Source organism: Pontiella sulfatireligans, from assembly GCF_900890705.1.
GTDB lineage: Bacteria > Verrucomicrobiota > Kiritimatiellia > Kiritimatiellales > Pontiellaceae > Pontiella > Pontiella sulfatireligans.
Genome location: NZ_CAAHFH010000002.1, coordinates 176,366 through 201,063, shown reverse-complemented (window position 1 = coordinate 201,063; position 24,698 = coordinate 176,366). Strand labels below are relative to the sequence as shown.

Annotated in this window: 23 protein-coding genes and 1 pseudogene; 15 read left to right on the top strand and 9 right to left on the bottom strand. The window is 54.7% G+C overall.

Going from position 1 to position 24,698, the window contains the following annotated elements:
- The first annotated feature begins 9 nt into the window (after positions 1–9).
- The 5 genes from SCARR_RS13950 to SCARR_RS13930 all read left to right on the top strand — a co-directional run bounded on the left by SCARR_RS13950 (position 10) and on the right by SCARR_RS13930 (position 4,229).
- Complete coding sequence (locus SCARR_RS13950; protein ID WP_136062297.1) at positions 10–459, top strand: Sec-independent protein translocase subunit TatA/TatB; 450 nt, start codon at positions 10–12, stop codon at positions 457–459.
- Entirely contained in the window at positions 443–1,300 is an 858-nt protein-coding gene (gene tatC, locus SCARR_RS13945) for a twin-arginine translocase subunit TatC (RefSeq protein ID WP_136062296.1), read from the top strand. The genes SCARR_RS13950 and tatC overlap by 17 nt, the downstream gene beginning before the upstream one ends.
- A 3-nt stretch (positions 1,301–1,303) precedes the next feature.
- Positions 1,304–1,534 carry a twin-arginine translocase TatA/TatE family subunit gene (tatA, locus tag SCARR_RS13940; RefSeq protein WP_281281177.1) on the top strand — a complete coding sequence of 77 codons (231 nt, stop codon included), beginning with the start codon at positions 1,304–1,306 and terminating at the stop codon, positions 1,532–1,534.
- A gap of 76 nt (positions 1,535–1,610) precedes the next feature.
- Positions 1,611–2,405: a CAAX prenyl protease-related protein gene (locus SCARR_RS13935; RefSeq protein WP_136062295.1), complete on the top strand. Its 795-nt coding sequence runs from the start codon at positions 1,611–1,613 to the stop codon at positions 2,403–2,405.
- Between the two features lie 30 nt (positions 2,406–2,435).
- Positions 2,436–4,229 (top strand): SLC13 family permease, encoded by a 1,794-nt coding sequence (locus SCARR_RS13930; RefSeq protein WP_136062294.1) that lies wholly within the window; start codon positions 2,436–2,438, stop codon positions 4,227–4,229.
- A gap of 138 nt (positions 4,230–4,367) precedes the next feature.
- Here the strand turns inward: SCARR_RS13930 and SCARR_RS13925 are convergent, their stop codons facing one another.
- A complete protein-coding gene (locus tag SCARR_RS13925; protein ID WP_136062293.1) occupies positions 4,368–5,861 on the bottom strand; it encodes a DUF2851 family protein in 1,494 nt (497 codons plus the stop codon).
- Between the two features lie 160 nt (positions 5,862–6,021).
- Here SCARR_RS13925 and SCARR_RS13920 point away from each other — a divergent pair, with 160 nt between their 5' ends.
- Positions 6,022–6,528: a hypothetical protein gene (locus SCARR_RS13920; protein ID WP_168433305.1), complete on the top strand. Its 507-nt coding sequence runs from the start codon at positions 6,022–6,024 to the stop codon at positions 6,526–6,528.
- Between the two features lie 136 nt (positions 6,529–6,664).
- On the opposite strand, the gene SCARR_RS13915 is transcribed toward SCARR_RS13920, so the two are convergent.
- The 7 genes from SCARR_RS13915 to SCARR_RS13885 all read right to left on the bottom strand — a co-directional run bounded on the left by SCARR_RS13915 (position 6,665) and on the right by SCARR_RS13885 (position 12,683).
- Positions 6,665–7,312 carry a redox-sensing transcriptional repressor Rex gene (locus tag SCARR_RS13915; protein WP_222846317.1) on the bottom strand — a complete coding sequence of 216 codons (648 nt, stop codon included), beginning with the start codon at positions 7,310–7,312 and terminating at the stop codon, positions 6,665–6,667.
- Positions 7,313–7,402: 90 nt separating this feature from the next.
- Positions 7,403–7,654, bottom strand: a complete 252-nt coding sequence (locus SCARR_RS13910) for a thioredoxin domain-containing protein (protein WP_136062290.1) — start codon at positions 7,652–7,654, stop codon at positions 7,403–7,405.
- A gap of 74 nt (positions 7,655–7,728) precedes the next feature.
- On the bottom strand, positions 7,729–9,171 hold the full coding sequence (locus SCARR_RS13905; protein WP_136062289.1) for a monomeric [FeFe] hydrogenase: 1,443 nt from the start codon (positions 9,169–9,171) through the stop codon (positions 7,729–7,731).
- The gene (locus SCARR_RS13900; RefSeq protein ID WP_136062288.1) at positions 9,171–9,434 is read right to left on the bottom strand and encodes an NAD(P)H-dependent oxidoreductase subunit E; all 264 of its coding nucleotides are present in this window, start codon (positions 9,432–9,434) and stop codon (positions 9,171–9,173) included. Before SCARR_RS13900 ends, SCARR_RS13905 begins: the two co-directional genes overlap by 1 nt.
- A complete protein-coding gene (locus tag SCARR_RS13895) occupies positions 9,431–10,609 on the bottom strand; it encodes a SpoIIE family protein phosphatase (protein WP_136062287.1) in 1,179 nt (392 codons plus the stop codon). Before SCARR_RS13895 ends, SCARR_RS13900 begins: the two co-directional genes overlap by 4 nt.
- Positions 10,606–12,315 (bottom strand): [Fe-Fe] hydrogenase large subunit C-terminal domain-containing protein, encoded by a 1,710-nt coding sequence (locus SCARR_RS13890; RefSeq protein WP_136062286.1) that lies wholly within the window; start codon positions 12,313–12,315, stop codon positions 10,606–10,608. Before SCARR_RS13890 ends, SCARR_RS13895 begins: the two co-directional genes overlap by 4 nt.
- An 86-nt stretch (positions 12,316–12,401) precedes the next feature.
- The gene (locus SCARR_RS13885) at positions 12,402–12,683 is read right to left on the bottom strand and encodes a (2Fe-2S) ferredoxin domain-containing protein (RefSeq protein WP_281281176.1); all 282 of its coding nucleotides are present in this window, start codon (positions 12,681–12,683) and stop codon (positions 12,402–12,404) included.
- Between the two features lie 185 nt (positions 12,684–12,868).
- Between SCARR_RS13885 and adhE the strand changes: the two genes are divergently transcribed.
- The 6 genes from adhE (at position 12,869) to SCARR_RS13855 (ending at position 20,712) form a co-directional block, all read left to right on the top strand.
- The gene (adhE, locus tag SCARR_RS13880; protein ID WP_136062284.1) at positions 12,869–15,445 is read left to right on the top strand and encodes a bifunctional acetaldehyde-CoA/alcohol dehydrogenase; all 2,577 of its coding nucleotides are present in this window, start codon (positions 12,869–12,871) and stop codon (positions 15,443–15,445) included.
- 347 nt (positions 15,446–15,792) lie between these two features.
- The gene (locus SCARR_RS13875) at positions 15,793–16,083 is read left to right on the top strand and encodes a Dabb family protein (protein WP_136062283.1); all 291 of its coding nucleotides are present in this window, start codon (positions 15,793–15,795) and stop codon (positions 16,081–16,083) included.
- Positions 16,084–16,163: 80 nt separating this feature from the next.
- Positions 16,164–16,667 (top strand): shikimate kinase, encoded by a 504-nt coding sequence (locus SCARR_RS13870; RefSeq protein WP_136062282.1) that lies wholly within the window; start codon positions 16,164–16,166, stop codon positions 16,665–16,667.
- Between the two features lie 1,100 nt (positions 16,668–17,767).
- On the top strand, positions 17,768–18,208 hold the full coding sequence (locus SCARR_RS13865) for a hypothetical protein (protein ID WP_136062281.1): 441 nt from the start codon (positions 17,768–17,770) through the stop codon (positions 18,206–18,208).
- Between the two features lie 113 nt (positions 18,209–18,321).
- On the top strand, positions 18,322–18,993 hold the full coding sequence (locus SCARR_RS13860) for a lectin-like protein (RefSeq protein WP_136062280.1): 672 nt from the start codon (positions 18,322–18,324) through the stop codon (positions 18,991–18,993).
- A 177-nt stretch (positions 18,994–19,170) separates the two neighbouring features.
- Positions 19,171–20,712, top strand: coding sequence for a PHP domain-containing protein (locus SCARR_RS13855; protein WP_136062279.1), 1,542 nt, complete (start codon positions 19,171–19,173; stop codon positions 20,710–20,712).
- Here SCARR_RS13855 and SCARR_RS13850 read toward each other — a convergent pair.
- Positions 20,690–21,073 (bottom strand): annotated as a pseudogene (locus SCARR_RS13850) (transglutaminase family protein); the annotation flags it as partial. The gene SCARR_RS13855 and the pseudogene SCARR_RS13850 overlap by 23 nt on opposite strands.
- Between SCARR_RS13850 and SCARR_RS28190 the strand changes: the two are divergent.
- The 3 genes from SCARR_RS28190 (at position 21,060) to SCARR_RS13840 (ending at position 24,690) form a co-directional block, all read left to right on the top strand.
- A complete protein-coding gene (locus tag SCARR_RS28190; protein WP_168433290.1) occupies positions 21,060–21,287 on the top strand; it encodes a hypothetical protein in 228 nt (75 codons plus the stop codon). The pseudogene SCARR_RS13850 and the gene SCARR_RS28190 sit on opposite strands and share 14 nt — an antisense overlap.
- A 518-nt stretch (positions 21,288–21,805) precedes the next feature.
- The gene (locus SCARR_RS13845) at positions 21,806–22,870 is read left to right on the top strand and encodes a hypothetical protein (protein WP_136062278.1); all 1,065 of its coding nucleotides are present in this window, start codon (positions 21,806–21,808) and stop codon (positions 22,868–22,870) included.
- The gene (locus SCARR_RS13840) at positions 22,867–24,690 is read left to right on the top strand and encodes a hypothetical protein (RefSeq protein WP_136062277.1); all 1,824 of its coding nucleotides are present in this window, start codon (positions 22,867–22,869) and stop codon (positions 24,688–24,690) included. Before SCARR_RS13845 ends, SCARR_RS13840 begins: the two co-directional genes overlap by 4 nt.
- Positions 24,691–24,698: the final 8 nt, after the last annotated feature.

Here is a 24,698-nt window from a genome sequence, read left to right as displayed (position 1 = left end):
GGGTAGAGTATGATTGAAGCATTTTCCCATATGGCCTATCTCGGACCGGGCGGCCCTGAATTTTTAGTGATCATGCTCGTGCTGCTCATAATGTTCGGCTCCAAAGACGCGCCGCGCATCCTGCGCAAGATCAACGAAATCATCAACCAGGTGCGCAATACCGCTGACAGCTTTAAACGCGAGGTGATGTATGGCGACCTGAACAGCAACCCGCCGTCCTACGCCTCGACGGAGGACGATGACGGCGAGCACGACAGCGACTACGACTACGGCGACGAGGACTACTACGACCAGGACGACAGCGACGAAACCTTCGACGAATTGGAAAAGGATTTGGAAAAGGCGGAAGCCGATGCCGAAGAAACAGATGTGGCCGATGACGCCGAAATAGAAGAGACTGCTCCGGAAAAAGCGCCGGCGGAAGCGGAAGAGGGGAACGACGATGATCGAAAAGCTTAAATCGCTGACGAGCAAGTTCCGCTACGACGACAGCGAAATGCCCTTCCTTGAGCATCTCGAGGAGTTTCGCAAAACCGTTATTCGCTCCGCTATCGCGATTATAATCGGCATGGGCGCTTGCGCCTATTTCGTGCCGTGGCTGACGGACGTGCTGCGCGAACCGGCGCAGCAGTACATTGATTCCGGACAGATTGTGCTGCAGCACCCCGAGGTAACTTCCGGCTTCAAAATGTGGGTTACGATCGCTCTGTGGGGCGGCATTCTGGTCAGCATGCCGGCGCTGACGATCATTATCGGCTCCTTCATCATGCCGGGCATCAAAGACACCGAGCGCAAGATTGTGCGGCGCGTGTCCGGCTTTGCCGGCGTGCTCTTCATTGTCGGCGTGCTGCTCGGCTACAAGGTCACGCTGCCGCTGGCGATGAAGATTATGTGGGGCTTTACCGACAGGTTGGGCGGCGAAGCCATTTGGAACTACCAAAAATTCATCGGTTTCACGCTGCAGGTGCTGCTCGGTTTCGGCGTGGCGTTCCAACTGCCGATCGTTATTATTCTGCTCGGTAAGCTGGGGGTGCTCAACGCGCAGCAGCTCAAGGAAAAGCGCCGCCATGTGATTGTGGCGCTTTTTATTCTCGCGATGCTGCTCACGCCTCCGGACATTACCACCCAAATCCTCATGGCCGTGCCGCTGATTTTGCTGTATGAGTTTTGCATTTGGTTCCTCCATTTTTCCCAAGGCCGGGAAAAAGCCGGAACGGCAGATGAAACGCCGGAGGATCCGGCACCAGAAGACTCCGAAGAAACGGAGCCTGAAACGATGAACAAGACGAACGAGGAGTAGGCAATGGATACATTGGGTTTCATTCCGGGCATGCAGGGGCACACGGAAATTATTTTGGTGATTTTTGTCATCCTGCTGCTGTTTGGCGCAAAGAAGCTTCCGGAACTTTCGCGGTCGCTGGGCAAAAGCCTCGGCGAATTCAAGAAGGGGCAGAAAGAAGGCGATGAGCCGGACAAGGGCGACGCCGTTGAAAAGAAGGAAATTGTTTCTGAGGAACCGAGCAATAAGGAGTAATCCTGATGAGCCATGTGCGGCGCCTGCCTAGGCGCAGTTGAGTTACGCATCACTCGTTACGAATTACGTTTAGTCTATGAGCGAAAGAGAGCACGTCGAGCTTACTCCTGAAGAGGACCGCATCAATACCCAGGCGGTCATTGCGCATGTGCTGCCTTTTGTGATGTGGCTGACCATGATGGTCTGGCTGGGCGACCCGAGCGGGTGGAAATACGTCGCCCGCTCCATCGCGGGCCTGGGGTTGCTGCTGGTCTTCCGGCCATGGCGCTGGTATCCGCGCATCAACCTGAAAAACATACCGGCCGCCCTCGGGGTCGGCTTTTTCATCTTTATCGTCTGGATCGTTTTTGAAATGCCCTGGGTGGCCGATCATGCGCCGGCCGTCACCGAATGGTACGACCGCCTGTTCATCGATCTAACCCAGCCCTTCAAACTGCGCGAGCTGCACGACGTCGGCAACGGGGTCATGACTCCGTACGAGGTGATCAAGGAAGGCGAAAACGCCGGCATGAACGTGTACGACCCCAGAGTGACCGGCTGGCTGAATTTTTGGCTCCACATGTTTGGAACCTCGGTTGTCATAGCGGTGATTGAAGAGTTTTTCTACCGTGGCTTTCTCTACCGCTGGATGCTCGGTTCTCCGTTCTTCAAGATCGATGCCGGCAAGCTGCATTGGCCGATGTTGCTGCTGATTTCCGTCTTTTTCAGCGTGTCGCACTTCGAATGGGGCGCCGCCATCATTTGCGGCATCTGCTACGGCTTGCTCTACATTAAAACCCGCGACATCTGGGCTTCGATCATTGCCCACGGCACGACCAACTTCCTGCTGGGCCTCTATGTCATTAAGACTGGCTCCTATCAGTTTTGGTAGCATGCCCCCAACGGGCACGGAATAAAGATTATGGAAGCGGTTGGATTTTCTTCATTGGGATGGGACGCTTGGTTCACCATGGGAACCGTGGTTGCGGTCTTCTTGTGCGTGGTGCTGACGCGTCTGAGCGCGGACACCGTGTTTCTCGGCGGCACCGGGCTGCTCATGGTGGTCGGTGTTCTTGACGCGAAGGAGGCGTTGGCCGGATTCAGCTCTTCGGGCATGGTTACCGTCGGCGTGTTGTACGTCGTGGTGTCCGGACTGCAGGAAACCGGTGCGCTGTTGTGGATCTCCTCCAACGTGCTTGGGCGCCCAACATCCGTCCGCGGCGCGCAGTCGCGCGTCATGTTTCCGGTGCTGCTGCTCAGCGGCTTTTTGAACAATACGCCGGTGGTGGCCATGTTCATCCCCATGGTTCTGCAATGGGCGCGGCGGATCGGGCGCGCGGCTTCGCTGCTCCTTATCCCGCTTAGCTTTGCCTCCATTCTCGGCGGCATGTGCACCCTGATCGGCACCAGCACCAACCTGGTGGTCAATGGCCTCTACCAGCACCGCTACGGCGGCGACGGAATGGGCATGTTCGAAATCACCCTGCTCGGGCTGCCGTGCGCCGTGGTGGGCATGGCCTATCTGCTGCTCTTCAGTAAAAAGCTGCTCCCGCAGAAAAAAAGCATCGGCGAGGAGTTTGCCAATCCGCGCGAATACACCGTCGAGATGATCGTCCAGCCCAAAAGCGGCCTCTCTGGCCACTCCGTTCAGGAAGCCGGCCTGCGCCAGCTGCCGGGAGGCTACCTCGTTGAAATCATCCACGAAGGGCACGTCCACGCACCGGTGGCCCCATCCATGATTTTGAACGACGGTGACCGTCTTGTGTTCGCCGGCGCGGTGGAATTGATTCTGGAGCTGCGGAATTTGCAGGGGCTGCAGGTCGCGGAAGATTCTTTGTTTTCGTTGGACATGCCCCTCAGCCAGCGCCGGGTGGTGGAGGTGGTGGTGTCGACGACCTGCCCGGAAATCGGCCAGCGGATCCGCGAGTGCAATTTCCGCGAACGCTACAACGCTGCGATTCTCGCTCTGGCCCGCAACGGCGAGCGGGTTGATGGCCGCATTGGCGACATGCGCCTGAAAGCCGGCGACACGTTGTTGATTGAAGCCCATGCCGGTTTTGCGCCGCGCCAAAAAGACTCGCGCGACTTTCTGCTGGTCAGCGAAATGCAGGATGCCGTGCTTGTCGAGCACCGGCGCGCGCCGGTGGCGATGCTGATCCTTGCGGGCATGGTGCTGGCCGTGAGCTTCCAACTCGCTTCCATGCTGCACGCGGCCGTTACCGCCGCGATGCTGATGCTTGCGCTGAAGTGCAGCAATCCCAGCCGCGCCCGCAAGAGCGTCGAGTGGAACGTGCTCCTCGTAATTGCCGCCGCGCTTGGGCTCGGCAGTGCGTTGGAAAAAACCGGTGCGGCCGGCGCCTTGGCCAATAGCCTTATTGGACTCGGCGGCGGCAGTCCGTGGATTACACTGGCGCTGGTCTATGTTGTAACCTCCATCTTCACGGAGCTGATCACCAACAATGCGGCGGCGGCCCTTGTATTTCCCGTAGCGATGGGGGTGGCCGAGTCGCTGGGAGTTGACGCGAAGCCGTTCATTACCTGCATCATGATCAGTGCGTCCGCCAGCTTCATTACCCCGATCGGCTATCAAACCAACCTGATGGTTTTCGGCCCCGGCGGGTACCGCTTTGCCGACTATCTAAAAATCGGCCTGCCGCTGACGGTGCTCGTTGGTGTAACGGCCATTTTGCTCGCGCCCCTCATCTGGCCGTTTTAGAGCAACAATGGTTGCAAATGGGAAAGTTTTTGTGAGACCAATCTTTTCCAAAATGCCGTCCATCGCGCGATCCCGACCGCTTCATGGGAGGTTGGAGAGCAGAACAGGTGAATGTGATCGGCAAGAAGTGGACGGTGCTTATGGGAACAGATGGTCAGAAAGGTGATTGGAGCCTTGTTGTGTTGTTTTATCGGCGGATGGGTGCGCGGGATATTTTCGGTTTGGGTATTCTTTTGGAGGGACGATGTCCTCATCGTCCGCGGACAACGGGGACGTTGTCCCTCCATTAAGTTTTCTTAGCTCATCGAGCCGATGCGTAATCAGATAGTCGTGGAAGATTTGGATGAGGCCTTGGCGGGCGAGGGCACTGCGATAAACCTTTGCGGTGTGGTCGGGGCCGAAGAGGGTGTGGGTGGTTTGGCGGATGATGCTGTTGCTGGGCTCGACGGGCAGCTTTTCTAGGTTAAGTTTGGTTTTGCCGGCGGCGGCTTGGAATGGAACGAGGATGTTGGTGGCGATGGCGTTGGCGCGTGACTGCCCGACGAGCGCAGTCGGAGCGCATTTGGTTTTCCAACTGATGTGCGTGTTCCAGAAGTTTTCAGGACATTGGGTTAAAAGGTTCCAGTGGTCCAAGAGTTGAAGGGTGTCAAAGGCGAAAAAAGCGGCGGCCATGAGGCGCCGGACGGGATGGTTGGCGGGGCGGATGCCGGCGAGGTTCCAATCGGATTTGTCGAGTGCGAGTTCCTTCAGTGCCGCGGGCTGCTTCCACCAAAAGTCCCAGACGGTGCGGACGAAGGTTTTGGTTTCGTTGGCCCACTTGGCGTCGGGATTGGTCGGCAGCAGTCCGGAAAGGCCAAGCAGCAGGGCGTAGGCTTCGTCGGGCGTTTGCGCTAGCGAGCGCAGGCGGGCGAGGGGAAGCGTGGCGGCGAGCTGCCGGAAGGGGGCCTTGTTGTTTTTGTATCCGAGCGCGGCGAGGAGCTCTTCCCACAAGATCTGTTCGGGTTCTTTGGTCTGCATGGCGAGGGCGAGGCGTTCGGCCTTGAGGCGCAGCCGCTCTTCGCCGGCGCTTTCGAGCCACTCGGTTTTCCGGTCGGGATTCATTCCGAGCAGGGGAAAGTCGCCGGAGGGAATGGAATAGGGGTAGGCGGCGAGGTCGATGTTGTCGAACGAGAAGCGCGGATCGGTGGAGAGGGTTTCCTGCAAAGGAATTTGTAGCAAGCCGGGGATTTCTGCGCCTTGGAAATAGACGATGTGGAAGCGCACGTTGGCGTAGCGCGGGTCGCCGGCGTGGCCGTGCTGCTTCCAGCCGTTGGGGTGGATGTGGATTTCGAGGTCGCCGGAGACGCGGCGTTTTTCTTTGCCGACCAGCAGGACGGCGTTGAGGAAGTCGGGGCCGGCTTCGAGGTTCCAGTCGCCGGGGTGCTCGACGATGAGTGGCTCGCCTTCGGAGGTTTTGAGGTCGGCCGGCCGGTGGCGCGGATCGGCCCAGAGGCACTGGAGGTGCCGTTCGCGGTAGGGAAAGTGCCGGAACGGGGCGGTTGATTCGTGGACTGCGGAATCGGAGCCGCCGCGCCGGTAGTCGCCCGAGCGCGGGAAACACGCTTCCATGGATTGGAATAAAAGCGGATGCATGAACGCAAACTAATATAAACTAAAAACAAGGGCAATCGATTAGCCGCGAAAGAACGCAAGAAGCGCAAAAAGACAGGAATTGAGCGGACTATGCGTTCGCTGCGTTCTTTTGCGGTTAAACTTTTCTGTTGAATGGGGAAGGTCTAGTATCCGCGCCCTTATGAATACATTACAAGCAGACCGAATTATGAAGGCCGTCGTGGATGGCGTGGACGACTATGCGGCGATTGCGCAGCAGGCGCAGATTGATCCGACAGAGCTAGTGAAGCACGACGAGGTAGTTGACCGGGCGATTTCGCTGATGTGCGGCTTCTACAAGTATGCCGACGAAAACATGAAGCCGGCAGGCTTGCCTCCGCCGAAGAATCCCTACTTGGATGCCGGCAAAGCAATCGACGAGCAGTGTCCGGAATATTTTGCTTTCGAAGCGGTGCAGCGCAACGGGATGGATCGCGAGCGCTCCATTTGGACGTGCGGTCAGCTGGGGCTGGAGGCCGATGCCGCCGAAACAGCGGTCGACAATGTTTGCATTCCGTGGCGTTCTTCCAATGGCTGGAAAACCTATGTCCGCGAAGAGGGCGGCAAGTATGTTTTGCAGAATCATCCGCCGGTTAAGCTCAAGCGCCACATCGAGCGTTTTCTTAAGCAGCTGACGGCGACCGACTAGTGCACAGGCCTTAAATATTTGTCCTGCATGACACTCCCGCTCTGCCGGGATGTTTGACCGCAAAGACGCTAAGAAATAAAGAAAACATATCTTCGCGACTTTGCGTCTTAGCGGTCAATAATTCTCTGACAGAGTACTAGTCCGCGCTGCCTTCGAGCAGGAGGCGGTGCGAGAGCACGGCCAGGCTCGACGCCAGCTCTTCGCGCTGGAGGATAACGTGCTTGGGCACGTCGAGCGAAGTGGGCGTAAAGTTCCATATGCCGCGGATCCCGCCTTCAATCATCGCGTTGGCCACGTCTTGCGCCACGGAGGCGGTTACGGTGATCACGCCGATCTGTACATGCATGCGCTTGGCCAGTGCCGGCATTGTTTCAATGTCGAGAATGGTTTTGCCGTGGACTTTCGTGCCGATGATTTCGGGGGATGAATCAAACGCGGCGACGATGCGCATGCCGTGCTGCTCGAATCCCTGATAGCCCAGCAGGGCGCGCCCCATATTGCCTACGCCCACCAAGAATGCGTCGGTGGTGTTCGACCAGCCGAGAAACTCTTCGATGGCCTCGATAATCTCGTCCATCGGGAAACCTAGGCGCGGCCGGCCGACCGCGCCGGTAATGGCCAAATCCTTGCGCACGACAATCGGATCGAGCCCCAGTTCTTTGGCCACCACGGTGCCCGATGCATATTCATCGCCGTTTTCCTTCATCCTGCGCAGCAGACGAAGATAGAGCGGCAAACGCTTCAGCGTCGGCACTCCGGCGGTTTTTTGTTCCATTTGACTCATTCAAAAATCTCCAATTACTTTAAAAACAGTACCAGTATGGGTCGATATTCGTCAAACCTTACGGGACGGTCAATAAGACGTGCGGCTGGCCTACGCCAAGCATTCCCTCGTGGTCAGCAGCACTTCCGCGGGGCGTGCGCGAGTGGTCAGCCGGCCGTCCACTCGCGCGCAAGGGGCTTGGGAAGCGCCGCATTCTGCGCAGTAGCCGGGGCAATCGCTTCCCGTCAGCGTGATGCTGTTTTTGATGCGAACGCTCATGATGTTGTCGAGCTGCTTGAAAAGCGCCGCTCCTTTGGTGTAGCAGTTTTGGCCGGTGCAGATTGTTGCATTTACCTTTTTCATCCCATTCTCCGTTTCACTCATGGGCAGGGGTTGTCTGCCGATGCGCTAAATAGATATAAATATATCCATTTGTTTTAATGCTCTAAACTGGGGCTGTCATTGAGCAGGGCGTTGAGTTGCTTAAGCGCGATCCGCGGGTTCCCGAGTGTGCCGGGGCCGGCGATGCAGCCGCCTTCGCACGACATGACTTCCACAAAGTTGCCGGTGCAGGTTTTATTGGCCCACGCGCGCATTTGGTTGATCGTCTTGCGGTCGATGCCGTCGACGAGGATCGGCTGCAACGCCGCGTTGTCGGGGGCGGTGGCGCGGATTGCGCCGGTTACGCCGCCACTGGCGGCAAAGCCGCGGCCTTCGCGGTGGGCATTGGAGTCGACCGGGGTTTCATCGCTTTGGTTGACATCGATGTGCGCCCCGACCAGCAACGCCCCAAGTTCCTCGAAGGTCAGCACATAGTCCACATCTGGATTCTTGGCCGCTTCGACGCGTTTGGCTATGCACGGACCGATAAAGACGGTGATGGCATCGGGATTCTCGCGACGGACTTTGGCGGCGGAAAAGGCCATCGGTGTCGGTGTATGGGAAACATAGGGCTTCATTTCCGGCAGATGCTTTTCGACGGTTTCGATGAAGGACGGACAGCAGGAGGTGGTCATGAAGCGCTCGCCCTCACCCATTTTTTCGGCCCACTCGGCGCTTTCGTGGCGCGTGGTTTCGTCGGCCCCTTCGGCGACTTCGACGACCTTGGCAAAGCCGAGTTTTTTGAGGGCGGTGACGAGCTGAGGCAGGGTGCCGGGTAGCTGGCCGGTGACCGATGGGGCAATCATCGCGACGACCGTGTTGCTTTTGAAGCGTTGGAGGACATCGATCATCTGCGAGAGATCGGAGATGGCGGCGAATGGGCATTCGCGCAGACATTTTCCGCAATAGATGCATTTATCGTGGTCGATGACTTCGCGGCCGGTGGCTTCGTCTTTCGTAATGGCACCGACGGGGCAGGCCTCTTCGCAGGGAATCGGAATGCGAATGATGGCGTGGTACGGACAGGCTTTCATGCAGAGGCCGCAGTTGACGCATTTGTCCGGATTGAGCCAAGCTTGTCCGTCGCGGAATTCGATGGCGTCTTTGGGGCAGGCGCTTTCGCACGAGCGGGCGATGCACCCTCGGCAGGCGTTGGTGGCGCTGTAGCGGGTGGTGACGCAGGCGGAGCAGGCTTCGTCGATAACGGTTAATGCGGGCTTGACGGCTTCGGTGCGGAGGGTGGCTGCGGCGTAGTATTCGCTGATCGGCTTGAGTTCGTCGGTTTCGTCTTCGACGCTGAAGCCGAGCGCGGCCATGCAACGGTATTTGAGCACGGCGCGGTCTTTATGAATGCAGCAACGCGAGGATTCGCCGAGTTTCGGGCGCATGGCGACCGGGATGCGGTTAAGGGTGTCGGCGGGTTCTTTCGTAAAAAAGGCGCGGGCGACGCGGATGAGAATTTCCTTGCGCAGCCGGTTGGCGTTGTTGTCGTAGAACATCAGTTCGCTCCTGTATTAAGTATTTCGCGCACCTTGCGGATCACTTTATCCAGTGTGGCGTCAGCGATCAGCTGATCGTTGACCTTTACAAAGGGGGCTTTGCCGAAGTTTTCGGCGTCGCAGTAGCCGAGGCAGTGCGACCCGATGATTTCGACCTGTTCGAGCATGGCGGCATCCATCACTTCATCTAGGCGCTGGAGGTGTGTGGCGCCCATGATGTAGCAGGTGGTTCCGGTGCAGATGGTTATTTTTATTTTTTTCATATGAATTCCAGTTTGACTTCTTTGAAATAGCGCTCTTCGAGCGTGGTTGCGATGCGGCGCATCAGGCTGCGGCGGATTTCGAGCTCGATCGGCAGGCTTGGATCCTGATGGGCCTGGTTGATTTTGGTGCCGACGAGTATGTGGATTTCGTCGGAGTTGCGCAGCCGTTCGGCCAGCAGCGATGCGGCGTTTTCGGTGGAATAGCGCTTCTTTTCATCCAGCAGATTCAGCGTTTCGGTCAACGTGAGAATCCCTTCGGTGACGAGATCGATGCCGTCCATGGTGGAGATCGGCGGCAGGGCGGATTTGCGGAAGCGAAACAATTCGGTATGGATGGGACGTTTGAGCTCGCGCGCCACGATGTCGGCGCTGGTGCCGCCGCTGATGATTTTTGTGCCGGCGAAAGAACGGATGATCTCGGCGTATTCGGAATCGCGCGTTTCGGAAAACGGCGGGCCGGAGGCGAGCAGGGTACGACGCGGGGTGCGGAAATAGAGGACGGCGCAGCTGATGTCGTCGTGCGCCAGGCGGTCGGGTTCTTTCAGCAGCGCCTCGTGTACAATCTCTTCGGCGGCCTTGCGTGCGGAGAGCGCGACGTCTTTTCCAACGCGGTCTTTAATGAATTCGGCGCAGCCCTGCCGGCGCCAGCCGAGCGGATAGCGGTGCGAACCCATGCCGGCTTCAGTGACGCCGTCGCTGAAGAAGAGGATGCGGTCTTCGGGCTGGGCGGTGAAGCGGTAGACGCAGAGTTTACGGTAGTCGTGGGGCGTATTGTTGCCGTATTCGGTGCAGGGAATCTCGTGCGGAATGCCGTTGCGCAACAGGATGAACGGCGGGCTGCCCTGCTCGACAATCTGGATGGTGCCGTCGTTGTGATAATCGACCACGGTGAAGGTGGCATAGGCAATCTTGCGCACGCGGCAGACCGGCAGCGCATTCATGATGATCTTGGCGTAGTGCAGAAAGTCGGTGTTGCTTTCAGCAAAGCGGATGGCCATGCGTGCGGTCATGTTGGCGAGAATATTCGCCTTCACGCCGCTGCCGAGTCCGTCGGAGAGGACGGCGATGAGCCGACCGCTCTGGGTATTCTTCTGCATCATGAAGGCATCGCCCGGGGTGTTTTCCGTGGCTTTGCGCATCTGGTGGAATTCAAGTTCGGTGAAGAGCTTTTTCATTCGTATTCGGGGGGCGGGGTGTCGGCATAGTCTTCGGCGATGGAGCGCAGCAGGATTTCGGTGTCGGCCATATGTTCGCCGAGCTGGCAGGCGATTTCCTGAACGGTCGCCATATTCTTTTCGATAACCGCGCGCGCTTTTTGGGCAATCAACTCCCGCCGGTTCTCGGTTTGCGTCACGTCGAGCAGGATGCCGCCAACCGTTTTTCCGGCCTCGATGGGAAAGACGGTGACGTGCAGCAGCAGGTCGTTCATGCGCAACGCCTCGGAACGGTATTCCTGCCCGTCGTCGAGCACCCGCTGGAAGAGTGGGTGAATGGAGATTGTTTTCCTTAGATCGGCACCTTCCATGCCGGGGCGGGCGGTGTAGGCGAGCGCGGCGTCGGGGCCGGCGATGCGCGCAAAGTTTTCATTGCATTCGATTATGTGTAGCCGTTCATCGACGATCACCACGCCCGACGGCATGCAGCGCAGCAGGGCGTTGGCCTTCTTTTGCGTCTGTTTGCGCAGGAAGGAGAGGCACATGTCGGGCTCGGCTTTATGGCTCAGCAGCGCTTGTGCAAAATGGCGGCAGCTTTCGTAGCCGCAGCCGCCGCAGTTGAGTTCGTCTTCGGGTTTGTATTTGCCGACGCGCTGAAGGGTCTGGCGGATCAGCCCTTCGTCCTGCGATTCGTCTTGCTGCGGCTGCGCGGTGAAGGCAAATGTGACGGCATCGGCGGGCGGGTATTCCTCCTGGCGCTTGGCGCGGACGGCTTTGCGGACGGCGAGCTCGCCGGCAAGGATCGGTTTGCGGTCGTTGATCTGCGGGCCGCCGATGCAGCCGCCGGGGCAGGCGAGTGCTTCGAGGAAAACAGGGGCTTCAAGGGTGGTTGGATCCAGATTTTCCAAGGTCTGGAGAATGGCATCCATGCCGCTGGCGGCCAGCAGTTCAACCTGCGGCAGCGCATAGTCTTCCAGCGTTTTGCTCATGCCGCCGATGATGGGGTAGAGCGCGCCGCGCGCGGCGTCGGCCGGCTCGAAGGCGGCGGGCTGTGCGGCGGCGGGATCAATGTTTTCTTCGGCGAGCCATTGGGTCAGGTCGCGAAAGGTGAGCGCGAGATCGGTGTAGCCGGGCTGTTCATCGCATTCGCATTTCTTGGCGATGCACGGGCCGAAAAAGACGATGCGGCAGTCGGGGCCATAGTGCTGTTTGAGTAGTTGGGCGTGGGTCTGCATTGGGCTGAGTATCGGGGTGAGGTTCGGCGCGAACTGCGGCATGTATTTGCGGATGTGACCGACCACCACCGGGCAGGCGGTGGAAATATGCAGTCCCGGCGGAGCGTGTTTGAGGCTGGCGGCGAGCGCGTGGGTGACCGCTTCCGCGCCGAGGGCGGTTTCGCTGACCGCGTGGAAGCCGAGTTGTTTGATCGCGCCGGCGAGCGCCTGTGGATTCAGTCCGGGCCATTCGCTGGCGTAGGAGGGCGCGATCGAGGCGATGACATTGGCGTTGCGCTCAAGCAAACTTTTGGCGCGGGGGAGGTCGCTGCGGACTTTTTTGGCACCGGTCGGGCAAATATCGACGCAGACGCCACAGGCGATGCAGCGTTCGGCGATGACCGTGGCGCGGTGGTTTTCAATCTTGATCGCTTTAACCGGACAATGTCGAACGCATTTGTAGCAGTCCTGACAGTCAGTGCTTTCGGTGTAGATGGGGGACAGGCGGTTCATGAGAAACCTTGGGTAGAAGGGGGGCAGAGTTGAACGGTTGAAGGGTGAATGAGGAACGGACTTTTAAACCCTGCAACCTTTGAACCTTAAACTCCGATGTTTACATCGGAAAAGTAATATTCGAGCAGATCGAGCAGAGTGCCGGTATCGACCTGATGGTGCAAGGTTCCGTTAAACTCGATGTTGGGTCCGCGGCCGCATTCGCCGCGGCAACGGCATCCTGAAAACTTCACTTCAGCATCGATTTTATTGCCGTGCAGATAGTTTTCGATCAGTTCCAAATGCTCCCGGTTGCCTCGTGCGAAGCAGGAACTGCCCATGCAAATAACGACTGAATTGGCCATATGTGCTCTCCGGTGAAAAGCCAAAAAAGATACAAAACAAATCGATGAATGTCAATCGATAAAAAAATATCTAAAAAGGGGTTGCGCGGGCTTCGGAGGTCGGCTATACCAGTCCGCTCAATTCGATATGTATATATCGAATGAAATGAAAATATTAAATTTAAGCCCCGTTTTACGGGGGTAACAACAACCCAGGAGCAACGAAAAAAATGACAACTGCCCAGAAAGATGAGTTGGAAAAAATGGTGGCCCGCGTCAAAAAGGCCCAGATGGAATATGCAACATTCCCACAGGAAAAGGTGGATGCCATTTTCCGCAAGGCGGCGATTGCCGCCAACGTGGCCCGGATCGACCTTGCGAAAAAGGCCGTCGCTGAAACCGGCATGGGGATTGTGGAAGACAAAGTGACGAAGAACCACTTCGCTTCCGAGTTTATCTACAACAAATACAAAGACATGAAGACCTGCGGCGTGCTCGAACGCGATGAAACCTACGGCATCACCAAGATTGCCGAGCCGATCGGCATCATTGCCGGCGTCGTCCCGACCACCAACCCAACCTCCACCGCCATCTTCAAGGCGCTAATCTCGCTGAAAACCCGCAACGGCATCATTTTTTCGCCGCATCCCCGCGCCAAGGGCTGCACGGCTGAAGCAGCACATTTGATCCGCAAAGCGGCTGAAGAAGCCGGCGCTCCGGTAGGGCTGATCGACTGCATCGAAACACCTTCTGTTGAATTGAGCAACGCGCTGATGAGCCATCCGGACATCGCGCTGATTCTCGCGACCGGCGGTCCGGGCATGGTCAAAGCGGCCTACAGCTCCGGCAAGCCGGCGCTTGGGGTGGGGGCGGGCAATACGCCGGCGGTCATCGATGAAACCGCCTGCATCAAAACGGCCGTTAACAGCATCCTGATCTCCAAGACCTTCGACAACGGTGTCATCTGCGCCTCCGAGCAGAGCGTGGTGGTGGTGGATTCCATCTACGACGAAGTGAAGGACGAGTTCAAAAAGCGCGGCGCCACGATCCTGACGGCAGCCCAGAAAAAGAAAGTCGGCGAAACCATTATGGTGGATGGCCACCTCAACGCAAAAATCGTCGGACAGCCGGCGGGCGCGATTGCCGAGCTGGCCGGCATCAAGGTCAAGGAAGACACCAAGGTGCTGATCGGCGAAGCCACGAAGGTCGGGCCGGAAGAGCCGTTCTCTTATGAAAAGCTCAGTCCGGTGCTCGGGCTCTATAAGGTGTCCGACTTTTTTCATGCATTGGAAACGGCCGAGGCGCTCGTGGCCGCCGGCGGGATCGGGCACACCTCCGTGCTGTATACCGATCCGCTCAACCGCGATCGTATCCGCGATTTCGGCGCCATGATGAAAACGGGCCGTATTCTCGTGAATACGCCGAGTTCGCAGGGCGCGATCGGCGATTTGTACAACTTTAAACTCGAACCTTCTTTGACCCTGGGCTGCGGAAGCTGGGGCGGAAATTCGGTCAGCGAAAACGTGGGAGTGAAACACCTGATGAACGTTAAAACGGTCGCGGAACGCCGCGAAAACACCCTGTGGTTCAATGTGCCGAAGAATATTTATTTCAAGTATGGCTGCCTGCCGGTGGCGATCAAGGATCTGTGCGGAAGCAAACGCGCCATGATTGTGACCGACAAGGCGCTGATGGACTTGGGGCTGGTCGATAAGGTGACCGATGCGCTTGATGCCATTAATCTGGATTATGAAATCTTCTACGACGTGAAACCCGATCCCGATCTGAGCACCGTGAAGGCCGGCCTGAAAGTGATGAACGGATATAGACCCGACGTGATCATTGCCCTCGGCGGCGGCTCCCCGATGGATGCGGCCAAGATCATGTGGCTGATGTATGAAAGCCCGGAAACCAAGTTTGAAGATTTGGCGATGCGCTTTATGGATATCAAGAAACGCATCTGCACCTTTCCAGAGCTTGGAAAAAAATCGAAGATGGTCTGCATTCCGACCACCAGCGGCACCGGTTCTGAAGTTACGCCGTTCGCGGTGGTGACCGACGACAAAACCGGCGCGAAATATCCGATTGCCGACTATGCCCTCACGCCGGATATGGCCATCTGCGATCCGGAACTCGTCATGGGCATGCCTAAATCGCTCGCGGCCTTTGGCGGGATTGACGCCGTGACGCACGCCCTTGAAGCGATGGTCAGCATCGTCAGCTCCGAGTTCACCAATCCGCAGGCCCTCGAAGCGCTTCGTCTGCTCTTCAAGTATCTGCCGGAGTCCTATGCCACGGGCGACCGCAAGGCGCGCGAAAAGGTGCACTATGCCGCCACGCTCGCCGGCATGAGCTTCGCCAACGCGTTCCTAGGGGTTTGCCACTCGATGGCGCATAAGCTCGGCGCCGCCTACCACCTGCCGCACGGAATGGCCAACGCGCTGATGATCAATGAAACGATCAAATTCAACGCCACGGACAACCCGATCAAGCAGGCGGCATTCTCCCAGTACAGCTGGCCGACCGCCAAGGAACGGTATGCCCGCGTGGCCGATTATCTCCAGCTCGGCGGCACCACCGACGATTCCAAGGTGAAGCTGCTGATCAAGGCGATCGATGAGCTGAAGAAAAAGCTCAACATTCCGATGAGCATCAAGGAAGCCGGCGTGAACGAGAAAGATTTCTACGCCAACCTCGACCAGCTCTCCGAGGATGCGTTTGACGACCAGTGCACCGGCGCCAACCCGCGCTACCCGCTGATCAGCGAACTCAAGGAAATCTACATCAAAGCCTACGAAGGGAAGTAAATCCTAAGCACGAAACCCTAAATCCTAAACAATGACGAAATAACAAATGGAAATATCAAAAATGAAGCGGGATAGCCGTTTCCATTTTGGTATCGGTGTTTTGGATTTGTTTAGGATTTAAAAATTAGCATTTAGCGTTTCCCGGCGCATGCGCCGGTCGTTCTCCTCCTGCGGGGCGTTTGCCCGCCCCGTTTCCTACGCCCCGCCCCGGGTCTCCTAACCGGGGCGGGGTTTTTGCATTGAACAATGGCGCAAAAGCCTGTGCTGCATTTGATCCTTAAATTATGTTTCTCGATGGGTGGCGGGTGGGTAACATCCGGCAATCAATCTGATGAAAGGAAAAGCTTATGATTAAACATATCGTGATGTGGAAGTTTAAGGATGACGCGGCGGAGGCGGATAAGCTGGAGATGAAGCGCCAGCTGGAGGCGCTGAAGGGTGTGACGCCGACGCTGATCGACATTGAAGTCGGACTGGATGTGCTGGGCAGCGACCAGTCGAAAGACATCGTGCTCTATTCCGAGTTTGCTTCGATGGAAGATCTCACGGCCTACGCCACGCATCCCGCGCACCTGAAAGTCGGAGAGCTCGTTAAAACGCTCGTCTGCGAACGCATGTGCGTTGACTACGAAGTATAGAAAATTTAACACGAAGACGCGAAGGTCACGAAGAGGTCTTTCTTTGAGTCCTTTGTGGCTTAAGCGCAGCGGATGTTAAAATGTCTGTAGCAAAGTCCAACATAGTTTTAATCGGGATGCCGGCGAGCGGGAAGAGCACGCTGGGCGTTCAGCTGGCGAAGTGGATGTCGATGGGCTTCATCGATACCGACTTGCTGGTGCAGGCGCGTGCGGGCGAAAGCATGCAGGCCTTCCAAGATGCCAACGGCATGGATGCGTATCAAGACCTCGAATGCGATACGGTCAAGTCGCTGGTCTGCGAAAACTGCGTGATCGCCACCGGCGGCAGCGCCGTCTATTGCGATGGTGCGATGAATCATTTAAAAAGCCTCGCCCGAATCATTTTCCTCGATGTGCCGATCGACGAAATCAAACGCCGCATCGGCGACACCTCGCAGCGCGGCGTGGTCATGCAGCTTGGCATGACGCTCGACGACCTCTACGGCGAACGGCATCCGCTCTATCTCCAGCATGCCGATATAGTGGTCGATTGTTCCGGCAAAAGCCAAAGCGAGTTGCTGGCAGAGATTCGGGCATTAGTGTAGCGCGGAATTGCCACTTCGTTGCTTTCGTTCCTCAAGCCTCGCTTCGCGTCTGTTCCGCGTTTTCAGCGGCACTTTGCAACCGCGACTCGAAACAGAATTTCGAGCTACTACACGCTGACGTATTGCGAGCGGACGGACACCGGGGAGCCGAATGGATTGAAGACGGCGACGCAATCGGCTCATAGAGCCGACGCTACACCCGCTCACGTTGTAGAGTTGGCTCTATGAGCCAATTTGCGCAGCATAAGACATCTCATTCGTCATGTGTTGCTTCGCTGCGCCGTCTGGTCGTCGCGACCGTCGTCCTTCCAACGTGAGACATTCCCGCTGGTCATTATTATGCTGACCGCAAAATCATCTATCGCTGCGCTTTCGGGGAAATTCCCAGCCCTTGGAAAAATGTAGGCCACGTCCCCAATGGGACGGGTGTCCGCAAATGCGGTGCAACCGCTCTGGAGTGCTGCCACTTCGCGAAGCGAATGATAATTTGCGAATGCAAATAACGAACCAAGTGAGTGTTTCCTCCCGTCTCAGCTTTCGCGCAGGAACAGCCTATGTGGACGAAAAGCGGTAACGGGGTTCCCGCACGCCTTCAAACCCCAAACCCCAAACCACAAACTTCAAACTCTCCAAACCCTCAAACCTCAAACCCCAAACTTTCACAACCCCTTTCCTTTACTTAGACCTAAATCCATATAAGATGTACGGATAATTTTGCTGTGCGTATGGGACGAGCAGTTGTGTGGGCGGATAATGAAAGAAGTGGTCTGCCCCTCGGATGAAGGGAGTAGGGGAAATGCAGAAAACATTAATTTATAGGACTGACCCCTTCGTCCTTTCCTCCGTGAATATGGATCTATCTGAAATACTGATTAAGTATAACAGACGAGAGCGGAGTGAACAGTTCATTTTCCATGTTTACCCCTTTAATGCGGGCATATGTGGACAATAATTCAATCGGAGGTCATATGTGGAAAATAAAACAGCTCATTTTCCATGTTTACCCCCTTAATGCGGGCATATGTGGAAAATCTGTCCACCCCATAAGGGTGATATATGGAAAGTTTTCCACTTATGACACTGTTGGGATCAGGTAAATAATGAAAAGAAAATCAGTCATCCGAGTGATCATTATTTCTCTGTCAGCCATAGCGGTTATAGCAGGACTCATTTACTTTCATATAATGTGCGGTTATTGGTGGAGCAGACCTGATCTAGGTAATGACGTTGATAACATTGTGATAGCAGAAGGCGGTTTCTTTCCCCCTGGAGTTGAGTACACAACAACAACCCTGTACCCCGAATCCAATCAGTTTCAGAAGATCACCAAAATCATTGAAAGTGGATGGAGATATGACCAGTTAGTTCTATTGAAAGTTCCATCCCACATTGTGACAATCAATAATCTCGATGAATCAAAAATTGAAGTCGATGTGTTCGGGAATTTTATAAGAATTGAATCACAAGATGATGTTCAAATTTACAGATCCATGTGGGATGTTTCAGAAATTATTGAGGAAGAACTCAAGACTACAAAATAAAAATCCCAACCAGATCCTAGACCCTACTTGGACAACGCCCGTCGATTCGGTCAACGTCTATTTCCCAAGCGGGTCATGAGTAACGTTGGACAAACTAAAGAAAGGTGAATGGCATGAAAGTGATAATAATTATCTCTATATGGATTCTCACATTACTTTTTTCAACGTCTCATGCTGCGATATTAGCGGGTCCTATACCAAACCCAGCTAACGGACATGACTATTATCTATTAAGTAGCCAAGGGTGGTTAGATGCAGAAAACGAATCTCAGTCCTTGGGCGGGCATTTGGCTACTATCCGAAGTTTACAAGAGAATACTTGGGTTACCGAACAATTCTCTAGTTATGGAGGCACTAATCGATATCTTTGGATCGGATTAAACGATATTACTTCTGAGGGAGTGTTTGAGTGGACTTCTGGAGAAACAGTAGCCTATACCAATTGGGATTCTGGAGAACCTAATAACGTTAACGGAATAGAAGATGCCGTTTATATTTTTTCACCAGGGGAAACTGCACGATTCCCAAGATGGAATGATTTTGATCCAGAAACAGAGCTATATGCAATTGCTGAGGTAAGCCTCAAACCGATCTATCTCAACATCCAAAGCAATTCTGTCTTCTTTACTTCAGCCTCCAGCACACTCTACCGGATCGAGTCGATTAGCAATCTTGTTTCGGGATCATGGAGCACCTACACAAACCTGTCGGCTACGGGAACCAACGGCGTGGTCAATATCCTGACAGATGAAGACAGCATGTACTTCAGGGGATGGGAGCTTTGACGGTGGCCGACACACGACCAAACCTTGATGACGAATGAAAACTGTCCAACCAGATCCTAGACCCTACTTGGACAACGCCCGTCGATTCGGTCAACGTCTATTTCCCAAGCGGGTCAGGATTAACGTTAGGCATAGAAAAGATGAATAATCGAATTGGTCACGGGAACAAGGACCGTAATGAAAAAAATAGATTTCCACATACACACTGTCTCCAGCGTTAGTGACAGAGAATTTACATTTAGCCTTAGTAAGCTAAATGAATATATTTCCTCTCGAGAGATTGATGGTATCGCAATAACAAATCATAACCTATTTGATTTAGATCAATTCAACCAAATCAAGGAAACTGTCCCTATACAGGTCTTTCCTGGAATTGAAATAGATGTCGATGATGGCCACCTTTTACTTATTGCGGACGGAACTGAGTTAGCTGACTTTGATTCAAAGTGTAAGGAAATATCAGCAAAAATTCCTGCTGATAATGATTCTGTCAGTGTCACAGAGCTGAAATTCATTTTTCCTGATCTCAGCAAATACATACTCATCCCTCACTACAGTAAAAAACCTGAACTTAGCGATGCTGCATTGGCACAACTTGGTTCAACTATCTCTGCTGGAGAGGTAGCTAGTCCTAAGAAATTTCAGTATTGTCTTAAGGATAGAGAATCTCTTGTCCCGGTGTATTTCAGTGACCAGAGAATAGATGAAAACCTTATAGATTTCTCAGTTCGCCAAACCTATATCGACTGCGCAGTTATTGATTTTTCAGGAGTGAAAATTTGTCTTCAGGATAAGAATAAAGTTTTTTTGGCAAAAGAAGACGGGCATCACTTTTTTGATGCGCTGGCAAGCGGAGTTAAACTGTCAACAGGATTAAATGTTATCCTAGGTGAAAGATCCACGGGAAAATCTTATACACTAAATCAAATAGATAAAACCTTTGAGAACGTGAAGTATATCAAGCAGTTCTCGCTTCTAGAGCGTGACGAAGAGGCTGATAAGAAACGTTTTAACGACTTACTTACGCGACGACAAAGTTTATTGACACAAGATCACTTGAAGCCATTTAAAGATGTGGTGGATAAAATGGTTAGCGTTGATTTAGAACAAAATGAGCGTGCTGTAGACCGATATCTTCTTTCTCTATTAAAAAATGCTCAAGAGTCGGAAAAATCCGACTCATTTTCATCCTCGAGTTTATTTAATGAAGTGGACTTTTCTGAAAGTGATTTTTCGGGTTTAAAATCGCTTATTGATTCAACCAAGAACCTTATTGAGAATACTGAGTATCGAGACCTAATCGAAGAACATGTAGAGCTAGCCAGTTTAAAATCTCTTGCAGTGGCCTTGATGTCTAAATATGCCGAAGAAACAGAGCTCAACTTAAAAAAGAGATTTTTGAATGATCTAATTGGTAATATTAAAAAAGGGCTACATGTACGCTCTGCCATCACACCAATTGATGATGTTGATTTTTACATGATAGCAATGAATCGAAAGAAAATTGATAAATTTGATGATGTGGCCAAGGCGCTTAAACAGCCTTGTGAAATCCAAAGAAAAGATATCCAAGGTTTTAAGGTAGTTGCTACACGAAAACCCTTTGGTGGTGCACAAGAACTCAAAAACATGAGCGGTCGTCGAACTGCATTCAGCACGGCTTTTTCATCTTATAGCTCTCCATACAAATACCTTATCCGAGCAACTGGCCGGCGGTGATCTCGGTGGCCATTTGGCCGAACCGGTCCGATTCACAGTAGCGGCTCGGCAACAGATAGCTCAGGATGCCTTCGGGCAGGTTTTCGACCTCGACAACCGGGGCGCCGGGGGCTTGATCCTCCCAGTCCTGGGTCATGACTTCGGCCGCAGTATAGACTCCGAACAGACCGGGCGGTGCAATCAGGCGTTGGCAGAGGTTGCCGTAGCTGTCGGTGAATTCAACGGCAGGGACGCCCGGCTCGAGCTTGTATTCCTCGCGGGCGATCCATTGCTGTGCACCGCTGCGCGGCCGCAGCATCAGCACAAAGGGGGTGGGCACTTGAATCTCGAAGGTTAAGTTACAACTGGTGAGCAACTGCATAGAATACCTATTGTTGTTGCTGCTGCTGTTGCACAAATTCGGTTTCAGGGATCATGTCGACTTCGGCGATCACGTTATGTTTGCCACCGCCGAGCAGGACTCCGGCGACGGGGCTGACGTCGTCGTAGCGCCGCCGGCCGTGTTCAACAGCCGGCTTGTTGTTGGTCGGGAGGCTGGTCTTTTGTTCCGTATCTTGGAAGCGCGCAACCCTTAAAGTCAGGTTCGGTTCCCTGCGAAAAGAGCGCCGCTATTGTTAATGCTTAAAACAATAATAAACATTTACGTCTTTTGTGCGTTATAGTGGGTTGACTTAAAATTGCAATGGGCGTAGTCGTCAAAGGCATTGGAAATCGGAGTGCATGGATTGAATTTCAGTTTAACCATTTTTGTAGGTCATTTGAGAAATCGGCCTGATGCATCTGAAGTCAGGTTGGCAAGGCGGTTTATCAACACATAGAAATCAACTCCGATTTGCTCATGGCAGCTAGGAAATCGCTAAAACATGCACTTTTCCCATAATGAAAACAAAATCGGGTGAGACAGGCATATGCTGGTGTTATGAACTCTTTTTTTAATGAATACTTAGGCTCTTAATGGATGACTAACATGATCGTTATGGGCATTTTACATATGCCATAAAGTTTTTGACATGCACGATTTTGGGGCGTAATGATGGCTTTTCACAAGCCTCACACGACGATTCTAGTTCTTCTGAATTATTTGGAGGGTAGTATGAAGGTTGTAGAAGCAAGGAACATGTCCCGGACTGCAAGCATTGCCGCAGGCGTTAAGAATTTCAGAAAAGCGTTGCCTCTATTGGCGGCGTTTTTTTTGTGCCTCCAAGCTTTCGGAAGCGCAACGCGCACTCAGACGTTCGCCATTCAAGAGGGCTGGAATGCCGTCTATCTGGCCGTTGATCCGGTTGAAAAGGATCCGGATCTTCTTTTTGCGGGACTGCCGGTTGATATCGTTGCGGTTTTTGATGTTTCCAAATCGACCCGCCAGTTTTCGTCGAATCCCGACACGGACATGCTTCGCCAACTCGGTTGGGGCATGTGGTATGCCCCGGGTCGTGACGATGCATTTCTCAGTGGCTTGGGTGCGATTTACGGAAATAAAGCCTATCTGGTCCACGCTTCGGAAAGCATGCAGCTCTCCATTGAAGGGGAGGTGGAGTTTAATCAGGTGTGGTGGAAGCCCAGTTCCTATAATTTGATTGGGTTTACACTCGATGCAACAGCACCGCCCACTTTTGAGCAGTTTTTCGCGGGTTCCTCATCCCACAGCGGCCAGGCGGTTTATCGCTTGGTCGGCGGCGCTTGGCGGCTTGTGTCTGATCCGTCCGCCACATTGATGAAAAACGGAGAAGCATTCTGGGTCTATTGCGAGGGATCGTCGGACTACCAAGGCCCGTTGGCCGTGACCGCCATCGGCCGTCAGGGGATTGCGCTGGAGGATTCGGCGGGGAATCTGACGCTGCAGAACGATGCGTCTTATCCGCTCCAGCCCACCATTGAGCATGTGCTTTCCGGCGCCGATTTTGTGCCGTTGTCGGTGTTGGTTGATGTGATCGGCGAAGATCAGGAATCGTTGACGCGCGTGGCGGTGCCGCTGGGAGAGGGAGCATGGAGCCAGCCGCTCCCGCCGCTGGAAAGCGGGAACTCCATCCGTGTGCCGCTGCAGGCGCGGCTCGCTGAAATTACGGTGCCGGAAGTGAAATCGCTGCTGTGCATAAAGACTGATGTAGGAACAGAAACCTGGGTGCCCGTTACCGGGAAGCGGGAGGACTTAAAGTGAAAAATCCAATCATGATCACTAATCCACGGCATGCCATCGAAGCGGTTGCTTGCTGCGGCTTGCTGCTGGCGGGCTCCGTCGCCCATGCCGAAAACTCCTATGAAGGGCTTTGGGTGGGGCGTGTTGCGTTGTCACATGTGAATGAAGTCTCCATTCCGCTCGATGAAGAAAATATTCCGATTGCGCCGGATCCCAATGTGCCGACCCCGGCGCACGACGAAGCCTACCTGCGTTTGATCCTGCACGTGAACGGTGCCGGGCAGGTTAATCTTTTGAAAGACGTGGCCATTCTGAAACAGGATGAGGGTGCGTCAGGTACGATAACCGGCTCGGAGAGCGATTATGTATTGGTAACCGACGACCGTCTTTATGCCGACTTCCCGGCGCAGGAGGCCGTTCGCATTGCCAGTGCCGTGTTTGATTTTGGCGACAGCAAGGCCACTGATGCGGTTGATGATCTGATCGACGCCATAATTGATGAAGTGGCGCCGTCGGTTCTATCGAATAACCTTTCCTCTGCATCTGAAGACGGCGAGCTGCGGCAAGCGGAGGACGATGCTCAGGCGGTCGCGGAAGCGGCGGCGGATCTGGTTGTGGTCAGCAATGATGTTGCCGGAGCTTTCGGCCGCTACCTGCTGGACAATCTTCCATCGGCGACATTAACAACGATTGCAACCACCGAGCCACTGGATCTGGACGATCTCCGAGATAAGGCCGTGGAGCTGAGAGACGCCTCGTTTTATAGCGACTCTCGCGCCATCAACATGCTGGCGGATATGGAAGCGGCCGTGGCCAATGCCCCGGATGCTGATGCAAAAGAAGCGGCGGCGCACAATGTGGTTTCCCGCTATGCGGATACGGCGAACGAATACCAGCGCTTTATTAATGGACGCAGCGTGGGCGATATGATCGTTGACGCCGCGCAGGCCGCCGGAGTTGCGGCGGTCAGCAATGCCCCGGTCCGGGCTGCGGTTAATGCCGTGCCCTCCGTGCAACAGGTGCGCCTTGACGCACCTAACGCCCAAGATAAGACCTATGACGACACCGCGGCAACAAGTGCGGTTGAAACGGTGCTCGATGCCGTCATCAACAGCGCCGCATCCAATACAGCAACGCAGGTTTCTGATGTGGCGGACGACGCGGAAGCTGCGGGCTTGAATGCGCTGCAGAACGATGTGCCGCGCTATGCGCTCCAGACGCAGGCGCCGACCACCGACTATACGGATTTCATTCGGTCGGATGCCTATCTTGATGCCGTCGAAACCGCCTCCGAAGCAGCCGCTTTGGCCGCCGTTAAGGAAGCCAAGAATGATCCGTTTCATGATGAAACCACGCTCCGCAATGCGGCCAAGCTGGGCGCGGTCAATGCGCTTCGCAACGTCTATGGCGAGGCCGCGCGGGCCCGCCAGACCGAGCTTCCGATGGCGGGCGAATTTGGCGTGGGGCTGGGCGACCCCCGTCTGGTTTCAACCATCGCCAGCACCAATGCGCCGCTGGCTTCTTCCGGCGCGCTTACCGCCACCTTGCTCCTGCCGGCTTCGCACCCGACCAATCCGTTCCGCCATCGCCGCCACCCCGACCACACGGTGGGGCTGGATATCCAGCGGGATATCCGCATCGACTTTGACGGGGATTCGACTAACCAGCTCGAACGCGTCAGCATCGGCGTGGACCAGATCAGCGGAACCTATCGCGAAGAAATCTTCGGCTTGCACAAACCCTTGGGGCCGAACCCGGACTCCAATCCCGTCGGCCTGAAGGTTGAAGGCAAATTTGAACTTAACCGCATCAGCCATATCGACACTTTAAATGCGTTGTAAAGGGGCCA